General features: G+C 42.4%; 15 protein-coding genes. 11 read left to right on the forward strand and 4 right to left on the reverse strand.

The genetic code is table 11. From position 1 onward, the window contains the following. The first annotated feature begins 92 nt into the window (after positions 1-92). The 9 genes from ACFQV5_RS20765 to ACFQV5_RS20805 all read left to right on the forward strand — a co-directional run bounded on the left by ACFQV5_RS20765 (position 93) and on the right by ACFQV5_RS20805 (position 9,184). The gene (locus ACFQV5_RS20765; protein WP_379251100.1) at positions 93-353 is read left to right on the forward strand and encodes an IreB family regulatory phosphoprotein; all 261 of its coding nucleotides are present in this window, start codon (positions 93-95) and stop codon (positions 351-353) included. 10 nt (positions 354-363) lie between these two features. Continuing rightward, a complete protein-coding gene (gene ruvX / locus ACFQV5_RS20770; RefSeq protein ID WP_379249572.1) occupies positions 364-774 on the forward strand; it encodes a Holliday junction resolvase RuvX in 411 nt (136 codons plus the stop codon). 18 nt (positions 775-792) lie between these two features. Beyond that, the gene (locus ACFQV5_RS20775) at positions 793-1,101 is read left to right on the forward strand and encodes a DUF1292 domain-containing protein (RefSeq protein WP_379249574.1); all 309 of its coding nucleotides are present in this window, start codon (positions 793-795) and stop codon (positions 1,099-1,101) included. Beyond that, a complete protein-coding gene (locus tag ACFQV5_RS20780) occupies positions 1,094-1,405 on the forward strand; it encodes a DUF1292 domain-containing protein (protein WP_379249576.1) in 312 nt (103 codons plus the stop codon). Before ACFQV5_RS20775 ends, ACFQV5_RS20780 begins: the two co-directional genes overlap by 8 nt. A gap of 92 nt (positions 1,406-1,497) precedes the next feature. Next, the gene (gene mltG, locus ACFQV5_RS20785) at positions 1,498-2,535 is read left to right on the forward strand and encodes an endolytic transglycosylase MltG (protein WP_379249578.1); all 1,038 of its coding nucleotides are present in this window, start codon (positions 1,498-1,500) and stop codon (positions 2,533-2,535) included. Between the two features lie 18 nt (positions 2,536-2,553). Beyond that, positions 2,554-3,486, forward strand: coding sequence for a peptidase U32 family protein (locus ACFQV5_RS20790; RefSeq protein WP_379249579.1), 933 nt, complete (start codon positions 2,554-2,556; stop codon positions 3,484-3,486). A gap of 68 nt (positions 3,487-3,554) precedes the next feature. After that, on the forward strand, positions 3,555-4,889 hold the full coding sequence (locus tag ACFQV5_RS20795; RefSeq protein ID WP_379249581.1) for a peptidase U32 family protein: 1,335 nt from the start codon (positions 3,555-3,557) through the stop codon (positions 4,887-4,889). A 192-nt stretch (positions 4,890-5,081) separates the two neighbouring features. After that, the gene (locus ACFQV5_RS20800; RefSeq protein ID WP_379249583.1) at positions 5,082-7,268 is read left to right on the forward strand and encodes a methyl-accepting chemotaxis protein; all 2,187 of its coding nucleotides are present in this window, start codon (positions 5,082-5,084) and stop codon (positions 7,266-7,268) included. Between the two features lie 131 nt (positions 7,269-7,399). Next, entirely contained in the window at positions 7,400-9,184 is a 1,785-nt protein-coding gene (locus ACFQV5_RS20805) for a peptidoglycan D,D-transpeptidase FtsI family protein (RefSeq protein ID WP_379249585.1), read from the forward strand. On the opposite strand, the gene ACFQV5_RS20810 is transcribed toward ACFQV5_RS20805, so the two are convergent. Next, positions 9,139-10,302, reverse strand: coding sequence for an AI-2E family transporter (locus tag ACFQV5_RS20810; protein WP_379249587.1), 1,164 nt, complete (start codon positions 10,300-10,302; stop codon positions 9,139-9,141). The two genes, ACFQV5_RS20805 and ACFQV5_RS20810, sit on opposite strands and share 46 nt — an antisense overlap. 140 nt (positions 10,303-10,442) lie before the next feature. On the opposite strand from ACFQV5_RS20810, the gene ACFQV5_RS20815 reads away from it, so the two are divergent. Next, positions 10,443-11,828: a polysaccharide deacetylase family protein gene (locus ACFQV5_RS20815; RefSeq protein ID WP_379249589.1), complete on the forward strand. Its 1,386-nt coding sequence runs from the start codon at positions 10,443-10,445 to the stop codon at positions 11,826-11,828. Between the two features lie 112 nt (positions 11,829-11,940). On the opposite strand, the gene ilvD is transcribed toward ACFQV5_RS20815, so the two are convergent. From ilvD to ACFQV5_RS20830, 3 genes are all read right to left on the reverse strand, one after another. Continuing rightward, on the reverse strand, positions 11,941-13,626 hold the full coding sequence (ilvD, locus tag ACFQV5_RS20820; RefSeq protein WP_379249591.1) for a dihydroxy-acid dehydratase: 1,686 nt from the start codon (positions 13,624-13,626) through the stop codon (positions 11,941-11,943). Positions 13,627-13,861: 235 nt separating this feature from the next. After that, positions 13,862-14,110, reverse strand: a complete 249-nt coding sequence (locus ACFQV5_RS20825; protein WP_379249593.1) for a KGG domain-containing protein — start codon at positions 14,108-14,110, stop codon at positions 13,862-13,864. 108 nt (positions 14,111-14,218) lie between these two features. Next, the gene (locus ACFQV5_RS20830) at positions 14,219-15,259 is read right to left on the reverse strand and encodes an acyltransferase family protein (protein ID WP_379249595.1); all 1,041 of its coding nucleotides are present in this window, start codon (positions 15,257-15,259) and stop codon (positions 14,219-14,221) included. Between the two features lie 285 nt (positions 15,260-15,544). Between ACFQV5_RS20830 and ACFQV5_RS20835 the strand changes: the two genes are divergently transcribed. Beyond that, entirely contained in the window at positions 15,545-16,309 is a 765-nt protein-coding gene (locus ACFQV5_RS20835; RefSeq protein ID WP_379249596.1) for an HAD family hydrolase, read from the forward strand. Positions 16,310-16,334 lie beyond the last annotated feature (25 nt).

A 16,334-nucleotide genomic window follows, 5' to 3' on the forward strand; every position in this document is an offset into this window, starting at 1 on the left:
AATATGTTATGATAGAGGTAGATCAAGCTGGTAAATATTTATTCGACGAAGCATGTTTTAAACATGTTCTTCGAAGAAGCGAGGTGTCACACATGGACTCCATGGATAAGACTGTAAAGTTCAATGTAATAGGTGATGAGAAGGAGGCTTCCCCTCGGGACATTATTTTGTCAGTATACGACTCATTGGTTGAGAAAGAGTATAATCCAATCAATCAGATTGTCGGTTATCTGTTGTCCGGGGATCCGGCTTATATACCTCGGCACAACAATGCCAGAAGTTTGATCAGGAAGAAAGAACGTGATGAATTGATTGAAGAACTGGTCCGGTTCTACTTAGCCAGTCACCGTTAGGAGTGCAAGGATGAAGATCATGGGATTAGATTACGGGGATCGCCGAATCGGTGTTGCTCTAAGCGATGTATTTGGATGGACGGCTCAAGGGCTCGAAGTCATTGATCGTCGCCGTGAGGGCATGGAGTTGGAGCGGATCACTGCCCTGGTGAAAGAGCATGAGGTGGGTGAAATAGTGGTTGGTCTGCCCAAAAATATGAACGGCACGATTGGTCCCCGGGGGGAAATCTGCATGGAATTCGCAGAACTATTGCGAGAGTCCCTGTGCTTACCCGTTCACCTTTGGGATGAACGGCTTTCTACCGTATCCGCTGAACGGACACTGCTGGAAGCCGATGTCAGCCGAAAGAAGCGCAAGCAGGTCGTAGATAAAATGGCTGCAAGCTTGATTTTGCAAAACTACTTGGATTCTAAAAGGTAAAGGTGAGGGTGATAACAGATGGCAAATGAACATATCGGCATTGAAGAGGAACCGGAAATTATTTATATTCCCGATGATGAAGGCAATGAAGAGGAATTTGAGGTCATCATGAAATTTGAAGTTGATGGCTCAGATGCAAAGTACATGATGGTCGTTCCTGTGGAATCTTCTGATGATGAGACAGATGAGGTTTATGCTTTCCGTTTCGAAGAAGACGGTGATGAACTAAAATTGTACATGATCGAAGACGATGAAGAGTGGAGTATTGTTGAAGAAACATTCAACACGCTTGTAGAAGAGCTTGACGGGAGTAATGGTAATGACTGATTTCTCTGTAGAACAAGTGGTATGGACCCAGACGCTGAAAGAGGCTTTCGGCGAAAGTGTAGAGCTTCAAGATGAGAAGGGACACACGATGGTTTACGATATTGCTGCTGAGTTTGAAGTGAATGGTCAAGGGTATGCAATTTTGGTACAGCCGGATCGTCAGGATGAGGAATATGAAGTTCTTCGTATCGTTAAAGCGGATGATGGTAGTCTGGAACTCGCTACTATTGACGATGATGATGAATGGGAGAACGTTTCCGAACTTTATGATGAACTCACATTTCCGGAAGAAGACGAAGACTGATTGTATTAGTTTTCATTAAAACCCCAATTTCAAATGAAGTACTGGAAAGGGCGGAGCAGTCCGTCCTTTTTGGTTGTGAAGGAGATGAATACGTGAAGAAACTGGCCATAGCGATTTTGGTGCTGATCATTATTGCTGGCGGTGCTATGTTTTACGCTTGGAACGGCATGAAACCAGTCGCAAGCTCGGAGACTCCTGTCGAGTTTACGATTGAATCCGGGATGAGAACCGTTCAAATCGCTGATCTTCTTGAAGAAAAGGGACTTATTAAGAATGCCCTGTTATTTAAAGGCTATTTGAAGATGAAAAACGAAGGTAGTCGCTTTATGGCTGGTACTTATGAGGCGAAGCCAGGTGTAACCTATGACGAGTTGATATCGATGCTTAACAACGGGGATGTTAAACCGGAAGAGATGATACGCTTTACCATTCCGGAAGGATACACGATACTTCAAATGGCAGAGACTATTTCTAATGAGAGTGGTTTGGATGCCGAGGAGTTTGTGAAACTGGCGGATCAATCGACAGGCTGGGATGTGTCTATCGTAAATGAAATTCCAAAAGATGAAGAGCTTAGACATTTTTTAGAGGGATATTTATTTCCTGCAACGTATGAAATCCCTAAAGATAGCACAGAACAGGATGTTATCCAGATGATGCTTGCTCAAATGGAGAAAAGGCTGGATGAAATCCCTGATTGGAAAAACCTTCTTGAGCAGCGAGGTCTGACGCTGCATGAACTGCTCACAGTTGCCTCATTAGTTGAGCGTGAGGTTGTGGTTGATAAGGAACGGGCACTGGTGGCAGGTGTTATCTATAACCGTCTTGAAGAAGATATGAAGCTGGAGATTGATGCGACAGTCCAATATCTTTTGGACAAGCCGAAGGAACGTCTGTTGTATAAGGATCTAGAGGTGGACAATCCTTATAACACATACCGGAACAAAGGGCTTCCACCAGGACCGATCTCGAGTCCAAGCATTGCTTCTATTAAGGCAGCGCTAAATCCTGAGCCTTCGGAATATTTCTTCTATGTAACGAAGAAGGATGGTACGCAGGAGCACCTGTTTGCTAAGACCTATAAGGAACATCTACAAAACATCGAGAAAAGTAAGGAAATGGCGAAATAGCAATAGGGGGAACGTGTAATGTGTAATAAACCTGAGCTTCTGGTAGCCGCGGGAACTCTAGAGGATATACAAGCTTATTTGGAAGCTGGTGCAGATGCCATACTGGTTGGCAACGACCGCTTTGGTATGAGATTACCTGGAAGCATGACGCTTGAAGAAATCCGTAAAGCTACTGACATGGTCCATGAAGTTGACGGTAAGCTCTACGTAAGTTTGAACAATTTAATGACAAATGAGCTTCTTGAAGAGCTTACGGAGTATGTTAAAGCGCTAGGAGAAATCGGTGTGGATGCAGTGGAATTTAATGATCCGTCCGTTTTATCCGCGGTAAAGTCATTTGCTCCTGAGATTAAGCTTCACTGGAATGCTGAAATGACATCAACAAACTATTCGACATCCAATTATTGGGGACGCAAAGGTGCGACTCGTGTAATACTAGCCCGCGAATTAAATATGGATGAAATTACTGAGATGAAACCGAATCTTGAGATTGAAGCACAGGTTCAGGTTCATGGAATGACAAATATTTACCATTCCAAGCGGCGGCTAGTAAATAGTTATATGCTTCATCAAGGACGGCCGGTGAATGAAGGCAGTTTGGGTAAGGAACGTGGTCTGTTTCTAATCGAAGCGGAGCGTGCAGATGAAAAATACCCAATTTATGAAGATGTGAATGGTACGCATATTATGAGTTCCGATGATATTTGTATTTTGGAAGATCTTCATCTGCTAATGGAGGCTGGTATCGATAGTTTTAAAATCGAGACCTTGCTAAAGCCCCGTCACTATAATGTAGCTGTTATTCATGCCTACCGTAAAGCTATTGATATGTATGCGGCCGACCCCGATTCATACGCTTATAGTGAAGAATGGCTGAGTGAGGTTCGTAAGCTTCAGGATCCAGAAAGGGAACTTTCTTTCGGATTCTTTTACAAGGAACAAGTTTATTAAGATTTTCTTTAAGAGTAATAAGAATGAACTTCTTTAGTTCAGTCGGTAAAAATAAGGAGTGAACAAAGATGGCAGCTAAGGTTCAGCCAACTTATAAAGGCAAGCGTTATCGTTTGGAAAAGCCGGAGCTGCTCGCACCGGCTGGGAATTTGGAAAAATTGAAGTTTGCAGTCCATTATGGAGCCGATGCAGTTTATATCGGTGGACAAAAATATGGATTGCGTTCAAATGCTGACAATTTTAGCTTTGAAGAAATGCGAGAAGGCGTAGAATTTGCTAAAAAATATGGAGCAAAGGTGTTTGTTGCAACAAACATCTATGTCCATAATGAAGATATCGAAGGAATAGAAGATTACTTGCGTAATCTGCATGAAGTGGGAATAGCTGCGATTATTGCAGCGGACCCAGCAATCATTGAAGTGGCTCAGCGTACAGTTCCTGACCTTGAGGTTCATCTGAGCACACAGCAATCGACACTGAATTGGCAAGCCGTTAAGTTTTGGAAGGAAGAAGGGCTCCCACGTGTTGTTCTTGGCCGTGAGACGAGTCTTGAGGAAATTGCCCAGATTAAAAATCATGTGGATATTGAAATCGAAGCATTTATCCATGGAGCGATGTGTTCTTCTTTTTCTGGACGATGCGTTCTTTCTAATCACTTTACAGATCGTGACTCCAACCGCGGCGGTTGTTGCCAATCATGTCGCTGGAAATATGATTTGTTTGAAGATGCAAGAGAGGAAAACTGGGTATCTGAAGAACAGACAGAACTGGCTCAAGAAGCGCCACTACCTTCATCATTTAAACCAGGAGTAACTCAGATTCCATTGTTCCAAACCGAGGATAACCCATTCACAATGGGATCTAAGGATCTGTGCATGCTTGAGCATATTCCAGACTTAATCGAAGTAGGCATTGACAGTTTTAAGATTGAAGGACGGATGAAATCCATCCATTATGTAGCTACAGTGGTCAATGTCTATCGTCAAGCTATCGATTCCTATATGGCTGATCCCGATAATTATGAACTGAAGCCAGAATGGCTTGAAGAACTTAATAAAGCTGCAAACCGTCCGCTTAATACAGGTTTCTTCTACGATACGCCTGACCATGAGGATCATATTTATGAGCCAGAAGATAAGGCTGTTCCATATGATTTTGCTGGCTTGGTTATGGATTACGATGCTGAGAGTGGTACGGCGCTGATTCAGCAGCGCAATCATTTTAAACCTGGACAAGAAATTGAATTTTTCGGTCCTGATGGTACTTTCTTTAAGCAGGTGGTTGGTACGATTATGGATGAGAAAGGTAACGAGCTGGATGCAGCTCGCCATCCGCTTCAATTGATTCGTATGAAGGTGGAACAACCGGTTAAGTATTTTGATATGATGCGTAAACGTAAATAATAACTGAAAATAGGTATATTAGCCTTGCATTAAAAGGAATCCAGAACCCCAACGGGGGTCTGGATTCCTTTTTTGTGACAAAGAAACTAGGTCGTTTGAATTATTTTTTTGTAAAAACCCAAAGGAAATCATACCCAAATGTCGAAATACAAAGTAAGGGTTCAAAAAATGATTTGTGGTGGGTGAACAGCAATGGGAGAGGTTGAAGAACAGAATAGAAATTCTAAGGAGAAAAAAGTGAAGAAACCTAAGAAACTGAAAGAACAGAATAAAATGAATGCGATTGCATCAGGATCGAAGGGGGATCGTCCGGGTGCAATCCAATGGAGTGAATTGCTAAAAAAAGATAATTTAATGAAGTTTAACCCCGCCAATTCGGTTGGTGTACGGCTATTCTTAATATTTTTTGTAGCAATTGTTACATTTGTTGTGGTTCTGGGTTTAATGTCATACAGTAAGGCGAAAGATACGATTAAGAAAAATGCAGCAAATGCTAACCAACAAACGATTATCCAAACCTCTGAAAAGATAGACATTATTCTGGGCAAATATGATAATCTTGGCAGGCAAATTTTTTATGATAAAGACATACAGACGCTCTTAACAAACATTAATAGGAATAAGTTAAGCGACTATGAGAAGTTTTCTACCGAAAAGGATATCCGTGACAGACTATCAAGTCAGATTACAACAGATGAGAATATTAAGTCGATTTATATCATTTCACCTACAAAAGAATCTATGATCTCCGCGGGAAATACAACGAAGGACTTAGAAGGTATGGTTTCGGAATCATGGATGGAAAGTATTAAAAAAGGATCAAAAACGGTTTGGGTGCCAACTCAAACAGACAACTCAGGCTCTCACTTTTCTATTGCCCGTTCTCTTAGTTCAATGAACAATCTAAATGACGTTTATATCTTCGTAATTGAGCTCAAAGCATCGGTAATTAATGAACAATTACGTGATATTAGTCTTGGTGCAGATGGCCGGCTTGAGCTTGTTGCAAGAGATGGTTCAATTATTTCGGCTAACGATGGGAAACTCGAAGGCACGAAGTCAGTTATGTCATTCATGAACAAAGAGCCTGAAGACAATAAAACCAACAGCTTCACAGCTAAAGATGAGAATGGAAAAGATGTACTGGCGGTCTATAATACACTTTCACTCAATGATTGGAGACTGGTCGGTGCTATACAGACTGAGGAGTTAACCAAAGATGCCGATGGTATCCTGCTAATAACTTTATGGGCAGCTATAGCTGATGCTGTTATCGCTATCTTGATTGGTATTTGGATGGTGCGTATGATTGCTCGTCCGCTCGGAGAGCTTAACTCGCTTATGAAGGAAGGGGCGAAGGGCAATCTGAATGTGCGGACATCACATCAATCTAAGGATGAGATCGGTCAACTTTCAGCGAGTTTTAATGAAATGATGGGCCAAATTACGGACCTGGTTCAGCAGACAAACAATACAGCCCAAGAGGTATTGAATACAGCAACGGAGTTGAGTGATGCATCTAGGAAGACGGCATTATCTGCGAAGGAAATTGCTGTAGCTACTGAAGAAATTGCGAATGGTGCGAGCAGCTTGGCTGTGGAGGCTGAACGTGGAAGCGACCTTACAGGGAATATCGCGAAGCAAATGCAAGTAGTTGTTGATGCAAACGATGAAATGGGTAAATCTGCCCGCCACGTTGAAAGATCTAGTGAACGTGGGACAAAACATCTGAATGATCTGTTGGATAAAACACATCAGACAGAGGATATGACACGTGCTATGATGCGGAAGGTCGATGGGCTGAAAGAAACAACATCTTCTGTTGTGAAGGTACTTGATGTACTGCAGAATATTACAAAACAGACAAACATTTTGTCACTCAATGCTACCATTGAGGCAGCTCGTGCGGGTGCAGCTGGCCGTGGATTTATGGTAGTTGCTGATGAAATTCGTCAGTTAGCAGACCAATCACGCCAATCCATCGATATGGTTAGCCAGATAACGGATCGCATTATGACAGAAATGAATGAAACCGTAAGCGTGCTTGTTGATGCGAATCCGCTGTTTAAAGCTCAGATGGATTCCGTTAAGGAAACCAATGATATATTCGAATCAGTTCAGCAGCAGATGGACGAATTTATCAAAAAACTTGATTCGGTTACTCAATCTATTGAGGGGTTGAATCAATCACAGAATGTTCTTTCCGAAGCTATGGGGAATGTCAGCGCTGTAGCCGAAGAGTCTTCCGCTACTTCCGAAGAGGTTGCTTCTCTAAGTAATGAGCAACAGAGTGTTAGCAATCAACTCGTCAATTTGTCTAGTAAGCTTGAGAATGTTTCTAATGAATTAAAAGCAACACTTTCTCGTTTCACTCTATAAATTTCTTCTTAAAGACTTGTTTCTCCTGAATGGGAGAAACAAGTTTTTTTGTTTGCTCATCTGGATTTGCGATTGTGACAAAGACTGACGGGGAATGCTTATATGAAAAGGACGATAGAGGAGGGGGATAAATGCTGGTCAACCGACAAAAACGTATATTTCTCGGATGGATGATATTAGCTTTATTAATAATCGTGTTGGTCTGTCGTCTAGCATGGATTCAATTTGTTATGAAAAATCTAAAACCTCCTGGTAGTAGCCATACACTATTAGAGACATCATTATTGCAACGTGAACGCGGCATTGTACTTGATAGTGGCAGAGGACATTTCTTGGACCGAAATGGTTTGCCGTTGACAGGTAAACTGATATGGTCTGCTGTATTGTTCCCTCTTCATTCTGAAAAAGAAAATATATCTGAGGAGACTTATTTCAAGCTGGCTCATATATTAGATACGGATACGAAAAAATTAAAAGAAACCTGGACTAGTTTGAAGGAACCTATGCTTTGGCATGCTCAAGGATCTTCCATTCCGCTTGCACTGAATGATGCACAGATTGCAACCATTACGGAAATGAATTCTCCAAGAATTCAGGTGCTTCCATATGAGCAAAGATACGGTGATCAAGAATCAGGAATGCAGTGGCTTGGCTTCATATCGGGACAACGTAAAGAGAATTTGTTCTTTCGAGATTACGAGGGGGTAAAGGGAACGAGTGGGCTTGAACGAACGTTGGATTCACTTTTGCAAGGTGTAGGACCTACGGTAGTCTATTATCCTATCGACGGTAAAAATCAAGTAATTCAGGATATGAAACCGATGGTGAAAGCAGGCAGCAATCCGTATTATCCCTTAAAAGTAACAACAACGGTAGATGTACGGCTGCAAAAAAATATTGAGAAGCTTACCGAAGAAGCGGGAATGAAGAAAGGAGCTGTGGTTGTATTAGATACGCGGAATAGTGATGTACTAGCCATGGTCTCTCGCCCTTTTTATAATCCGGAGCAAATACATCCTGAAGCGGGAGAGTGGGGGAATAGAGCGATCAAGGGCGCAGTACCCGGCTCGATATTCAAAATAGTTACAGCTGCAGCTGCATTAGAAAATGAGCTTACCTCTAGTAAAGAAACTTTTTACTGTGGCGGAGAGTATGGAAAATACGGCCTTTCATGCTGGAAAAAAGGCGGACATGGAACGATGAATTTACGCCAAGGTTTCGTTCATTCCTGTAATGTTGTTTTTGCTGAATTAGCGGAACGATTAACCTCGAATCAAATCCAAGATACTGCCCTAAAGCTAGGATTAGGCAGGACTGTAGGCTGGCAAGCACACGATGTACTCGGTCTCCCTATATTGAGACCATTCGATCATGAAGAGAGCGGGAAGGTATTTACTGAATCTTCAAATCCTTTGGATGCTGGCGCCAGAGTTCAGACTGCTATCGGACAGAGAGACGCACTGGTTACACCTCTTCAGGCGGCTAATCTAATTGTAACTTTGCTCCATGACGGAGAAGTGATAAGGCCGAGAATTGTGAACCATATCTCCTATGCAAACGGGCAACATATGAAAACTTTAGATCCGTTAAGAGAAACAAACATTAAGAGAGGTATTTCCCGGGAAACTGCTCGTGATCTTCTGAATTGGATGGAAGAAGTCGTGCTTAAAGGTACGGGAAGTTCCCTTAAGCATTCAGTATGGCAAGTAGCAGGCAAATCGGGGACTGCCGAGACTATAGTAAAGGGCCGTCCCCGAAACAATCAATGGTTTGTCGGGTACGGCCCTGTGGAACAACCGCGATATGCGGTATCAGTTCTTGTGGAGGAGGTAACCCCCAATAGCAAGCATCAAGCAACTAAATTATTTGGTCAGGTCATGGATTTGTTGTCTTCTTTTGAATCCTCCGAAGGTTGATGAGGCACTGGATTCATCTCAAAAGGAGACACCTCGAATTCTTCTTTAGGCAGTGTAATCCACTTTTGAAGATAGCCTTGCTGAAGCAGTTCTTTAAGCAGAATTACAAGAATTGGTGTTAGAATAAGACCTGCTACTCCAAAAATGGAGAGTGAGATAATCATGAATGAAAGCATTAGAAATGCCGAGGATACACCAATGGATTGACCTGCTATTTTTGGCTCGAGCAACTGACGAGTTACCATGACTACAGCTAGAAGGAGAATTAACCCTACTGCAAGGCTAGCGTTCCCAATAACAAAAAGGTAAATAATCCATGGAATAAAAATAACCGGTACTCCCAAAAGTGGCAGGATATCAAAAGCTGCACTGACGAGAGCTAACGAGAGTGCATTCCCAGTCCCGAGAATGAGTAAACCTATGTATACAAGTACAAACGTAAGGGTAACTAGCTTGAGCTGAGCTTTCAAATAAGCACCAATCGCTTTAAATACATGATTTTTCAAGAAAAGAAAGGTCACTTTCAGTGTCTTGGGTGTCTTTTCTTTAGCAATCCTCCGCCAGTTACCGATTTCAGAGCTCAGGAAAAAGGCTAGAATAATCGCAACACCAAAATTAGCAATAAAGGTAGTGAATGAACCCATAAATCCGACCATGTAACGGAGAAGCTCGCCTAGTGCAGCCTGGGCAAAGTTCGTAATATCTTGGAAGTATTCATTTATCCGGGTAGTCATGTCTGGTGGAAGGGCGTCCAGCTTTGTTTGTAGATAGATTGTTAAGGCTAGGAACTGTTCTTGGAGGGTTTGTGTATAATACGGTAGGTTATCCTGCAACTGTATGAATTGTGACACGATAAGAGCTCCTGCACCGAATAAAACCCCTGAAATGATTAATAGAAATAGAAGTACTGCGATGGCTGCGGAAAATGTTTTTGGGACACCTCGACGGTGAAAGAACATAGCGACCGGCTCGATAAGTAAAAATACCAAAAAGGATAAAAAGACTGGTGCGGCAATCTGATACAGCTTGCTAAAGGCATACATAATCAGGTACACCGTAAGTACAATCATAGCAATATCGAAGAATGTCCTCCAATATTTTTTGTATAGCGGAAGCATTGTTTATCATCGGCTCCTTTTAATTTATAATTGTTACTATTGTACATGATTTGTGAAAAAAACGCCTATTTCTTTATTCGCTATGATAAAATAATAAATAGTGTATTGCCACAGAAATAGAGAAGAAGCGGGGAGTTGGCATGCAGACATTACTGCTTTGGTTATTTTATCTTTCATCTTTTTATGCCTTTATTCCTGGGCTTATTACCCGGATTTTTGGTTTTCGTGTGTTTCGTAGAGGTGTTGGAAAACATGAATTCGCTCTAACATTTGATGACGGGCCAGATCCTGTGTATACACCTATGCTGCTAGATCTTTTGAAACGATATGACATGAAGGCAACTTTTTTTCTGGTGGGTTCCCATGCTGAGAAACATCCGGATGTAGTCAGACGAATCCATGCAGAAGGCCATCTGATTGGAATTCATAATTACGTTCATAAAACGAACTGGCTCATGCGACCCAAAACGGTTCGAATGCAATTAAAGCGGACGGATGACATTATTTATAATACAACGGGGGAACATCCGAGCTTTTATCGACCTCCGTGGGGAATCGTAAATTTATTTGATTTTGCTAAAAATAGCGGTTACCGAATTGTATTATGGTCATCTATGTTCGGAGATTGGCGAAGTAAAATCGGCTCTGATAAGCTGGCTAAGCGTATGCTTCGAAAGCTTAATCCTGGAGAAGTCATGCTTCTACACGATTGTGGTAATACGATGGGAGCGAATGCCGATGCGCCGGAGCAAATGTTAATTGCGCTGGAGCAGGTACTTGATGAAGCAAAACTTAGAAACCTTCGAAGTGTTCGGATTGATGAAATGATCAAACTTGATAAGAAATCGAATAATGTAAAAATATCGTTACTGAAACGATTTGTAGTTTCTCTATGGCTCTTGTGGGAAAAGGCATTTCATGTCTTGTTTCGACTGGAAACAGTATCTCGGAATGATCCTATGCTTCATTTTCGCGCTAGACCATATCAAGGCAAGACAGTGGTGATGGACGATGGTTCACGTCTTGAAAAGGGAGATCAGGTATTGGAGCTTCACTTTGATAATAAGAAGCTGTTTCATATCGGCAGTCGATCCCGTTCAGAAATGCAACTTGCCATTCAGATGATTCGGGCAGTTCAAAAGGATCTTCCAACTCTGGCTAATATGGTAATTGAACGACCCGAATATAAGGATGTTAAAGGTTTATACGGGGTGACAATGATTTCTCGTGGACCTGAGCAATTTGGCTTTCATGTTCAAGATCTTCCGTCAGGGCTATTTGCAAGTTCTACACGCATTTATCTTAAAATTCTATTGAGCGTTATTCATCCTAAGGGACAATCCCGTCTGAAACAAGGAAGTCAGATGCTGGAACCCAAATTGCTTATGATGCCAGTGGATGTGTTAATTGAGCGATATGCTGAGAAACCGAGCAGGCCATACCATGCTGTAGATAAAGACAGAGTAGATGAGCAAGAAATAAGTAACCTGCCTGTAACGGGCACATCTCAAGGATTGTCATCCTGAAGATTTAATCTACATGAATAGTGTTTTATGAACGTCTGATTAACATAAAAAGAAGGCACCCCACGTCCAACGAATGGACCATATGGGCTGCCTTCTTTTTTGTTTATATAAATTAGATCTTAAGTACGCCACCGGAGCTAGCATTCGTAACGAGCTTGGAATAACGAGCAAGATATCCTGTTTTCACTTTAGGTTCGAACTCTTTCCAGCCTGTACGTCTCTTCGCCATTTCCTCATCACTTACCTCGAGTTGAATGACACGGTTGTTCAGATCCAGCTCGATGATGTCTCCATCTTCAACGAAAGCGATAGGTCCGCCTTCAGCAGCTTCTGGAGAAATATGGCCGATGCTGATTCCGCGGGAAGCTCCAGAGAAGCGACCGTCAGTGATCAGGCCAACTTTAGCTCCAAGACCCATACCGGCAATCTGTGAAGTCGGAGCCAGCATTTCCGGCATTCCTGGTCCACCTTTAGGACCTTCATAACGAATGACAACGACATGTCCTTCTTTAACTTTACCATTTGCAATGCCTTCCAGAGCCTCTTCTTGAGAGTTAAAGCAGATAGCAGGCCCTTTATGGTATCCGCCAACGGATGGATCAACCGCACCGACTTTAATGATGGATCCTTCTGGTGCCAGGTTACCGTATAGGACGGCAAGACCTCCACGTTCGGAGTAAGGATTATCAAGTGTATGAATAACATTGGTGTCCTGAATTTCACATCCCGCTACATTTTCAGCAAGCGTCTTGCCTGAAACGGTGATGCAATCCCCAAACAGCGCACCTGGTTTTTTCAAAAGTTCATGAAGTACTGCGCTGACGCCACCGGCACTATGCACGTCCTCAATAAAGTAATCAGAAGCAGGAGCAAGCTTAGAAAGATAAGGTATACGCTCTGCAACTTCGTTAATTCGCTCTAGAGGGTAGTCGATACCAGCTTCATGAGCGAGGGCTAAAGTATGAAGAACAGTATTCGTGGAGCCGCCCATTGCCATATCAAGTGCAAATGCATTATCGATAGCTTCACGTGTAACAATATCACGCGGTTTAAGATCCATTTCGATGAGTTTCATAAGCTGCTTAGCTGATTGTCTTACGAAATCTCTTCGCTCATCTGCAACGGCAAGAATTGTACCATTACCAGGGAGGGCAAGACCTAATGCTTCTGAAAGACAGTTCATGGAGTTTGCGGTGAACATGCCAGAGCATGATCCGCATGTAGGGCATCCATACTGTTCTAGTTCGAGAAGCTCATCATCATTAATCTTTCCAACTTGATGGGCCCCAACGCCTTCAAATACGGAAGTCAGAGACAGTCTACGACCTTTACTGTCTACACCAGCTTTCATTGGCCCACCGCTGACAACGATCGTTGGGATGTTGACACGCAAAGCACCCATAAGCATACCTGGTGTAATCTTGTCACAGTTTGGAATACAAACCATACCGTCGAACCAGTGTGCAGAAACTACAGTTTCCAGGGAATCCGCGATAATTTCACGACTCGGCAAGGAATAGCGCATACCAATGTGTCCCATAGCGATTCCATCATCAACCCCGATGGTGTTAAATTCGAACGGTACACCGCCAGCTTCGCGTATTGCTTCTTTAACGATTTTACCGAATTCCTGAAGATGTACGTGACCCGGAACGATATCGATATAAGAGTTACATACTGCAATAAACGGTTTACCGAAGTCTTCTTCTTTAACGCCGGCGGCACGCAGCAAGCTGCGGTGCGGTGCCCGATCAAAACCTTTTTTAATCATGTCTGAACGCATTTTTTTTGCTGTCATGATGTCGGTTCCCCCCAGATCTCTCAAATATTTGATTTGCTGATACTTTATCGCGGTTCACCGGCAAAGTAGCCGGGTAACCATAATGGACGTTTCGGTTTTATATGAGTCTATCACAAAAAGGTATGTTTTTCTATACGATTTCAAGAGAGGAATGGGCTGGGAGGGCATCATGTATAACATAAAGAGGTCTGACCCTTATCCTAGGGACAGACCTCAATGTTATGGGTAGATATTATTTCTTTCCACCTTTACGTCCAATTTCTTGGTAAAATTCACGATCATGATTACGGGAAGTTGCTTCGCCGCCTTTTTGTCCGATTTCTTGATAGAAATCACGGCTATGATTATTAGATGTGGCTTGTCCGCCTTTTTTACCTATTTCCTGATAAAATTCGCGGTTATGTTTTTTGGCGGTAGCCTCCCCACCTAGACGACCGGCTTCTTCTCTGGACATTTTTCCGGGTTTAGTATTACGTGCCATAACAAATCACTCCTTCTCAGTCGCTTTTTGCTGTACGCAAGACTTACTTACCACAGCAAACTTGTAATGAAACAAGTAAATTGACTAAAGATTGGTAATTTTATGGTGTTATCTTACAAAAAAACGACGCATTGGTAGGTTTTCCATTCGAATAATTCCTTCAACAGATGGTTCAATAATCGGTTTGAAGAGTCGTCTACAAGCAGGTTGAGCAAGCAGGATCGTGCATAGTATCGCTCCAAAGATCAGAAGAACAGCCCCATAAGTATTCGTAATCGACTCATGAAGTTGGCTATAATCAGCGATCCTAATAATGAATCCGTGAAGTAAGAACACATATAATGTACGACGGCCAAGATCTGTTATACGCCCTATAGCCATGGGTACGAAAGCGAGAAATGCAATTGATGCAATCAATTGTAAAGCGTAGGTGGCTATCCGGAACACGCCAGCATACCAGACTTCATGACCAAGTTGAGCATAGGTCATGCTACCGTAAAGCCATCCAGCTGATAAATTGCTGCCCCAAAGACTGAACAGGGCAAGTAAGAGAATCGACACAAAGGCAGAAGTAGCTTTAATCCAAGGCTTAAAGCGTAGTAGGAATGTCTCGAACGAAAAATGATAACCCACTATAAAAAACGGGAAGAACACAAACGTGCGGCTGATGCTTAACCAAACCCCATCTACAGGTAAGTATCCAGCGAGTACACCAAGGATTACGGCAATTAAAATTTGCTGTTTTGCCGTTAGTCTCTTTGCGAACATGAGCATTAAACGCCAGCATGCATGGCTGAACAGAAACCAAAGAAGCAGATACGGAGTGAAGAAAGAACGATGTTGATCAGCTACATGAAAAATGGTTGCATCCAATAATGAATATAAACTTTGAAATATGACATACTGCATGCCGATTTGCATTAGTACATGACGGCCTGTTTTTCCTGCCAACGACGTTTTAGCAAAATATCCGGTAACGAGAACGAATAAAGGCATGTGAAATGAAAAAATCCATAAGTATAGCGTGTTAAGACTGTCCATGCGGGTAATTAATGGTTCGATTGCATTTCCAACAAACACGGTGATTATTAATAGAAAGCGAAGGTTGAGAAAGAAGGTTTCGCCCTTCTGCTCTATCGTGTGGTTCATGGTTTCCCTCCATGGCCCTGTTATTGAAAGAATGGGGCCTCTCTATATTGAGAATGTCTTTGATCATTGAGTTATTTTCATTTACAATTTTAAATTACTCCTATTAAGGTTTTTATTAGGTGATAAAAATCACAAGGTGCCACGATGCTAACGCTTTCAAATGTGTCGAAGTGTCGACGATCGGGAATTACTTGAATTGCAATCCAATTCTCATATTTTAGAGAGGAAAAAGGAGACATTTTTATTTAGAAAGAGTATTATCGAATAAAAAGGGAGGGATTATACTTGCCAATCATTCAGGTCAATGGACGCTCATCCCCATGCCGTGCGGTGTTGTTCGATAAAGATGGTACATTGCTTCATTTTATGGCTATCTGGGGCGGCTGGGCTAATTATGTTCTGCGGTTCATGGAAGAGCGTCTTGCGCTTATGGGAGCAAGTTTTATCCTACCTAAACATAAAATTCTCGGGACAGTTCACGCACCTGATGGGTCAGTAATGGATTATGATGTTCAAGGGCCGCTGGCTATGGGGAGTGTGGAACAAACGAACGGAATTCTGGCTTGGCAGTTGTATGCTGCTGGTATGCCTTGGAATGAAGCGATCTTACAAGTAGGTCAAATTACGAAAAATGCGATGTATCAAATACGACAGGAAAAACCGGCCTTCCCTATGCCGGGACTGACAACATTTTTGCAGGCTTGTAAAGAAGCCTCTATAGAGATGGCAGTTGTGACTTCGGATAATACCTCAGCTGCTCTGGAGCATTTGGAGTGGATGGGGATAAGGCCTTACTTTTCAGTGGTTATAGGGCATGATCAGGTGAAGAACGGGAAACCGCACCCTGATATGGTTGAAATTGCGTGTAGAAAGCTTGGAATAGAACCTCAGGAATCGGTTGTTATCGGTGATAGTAACGGGGATATGCAAATGGCTAGGCAAGCTGGTTCGGCTTTAGCCATTGGGATCTATCAAGGAGAAGGAAAGTATAAGCATCTAATTGATGCCGACGTTGTCATCTCGGATTATAATGACATTAAAGTAAGGTAATAGTTTCGTTATTTTATGGCTTTGT

The sequence above is a fragment of the Paenibacillus sp. GCM10028914 genome (assembly GCF_042666275.1).
Lineage (GTDB): Bacteria > Bacillota > Bacilli > Paenibacillales > Paenibacillaceae > Paenibacillus_AQ.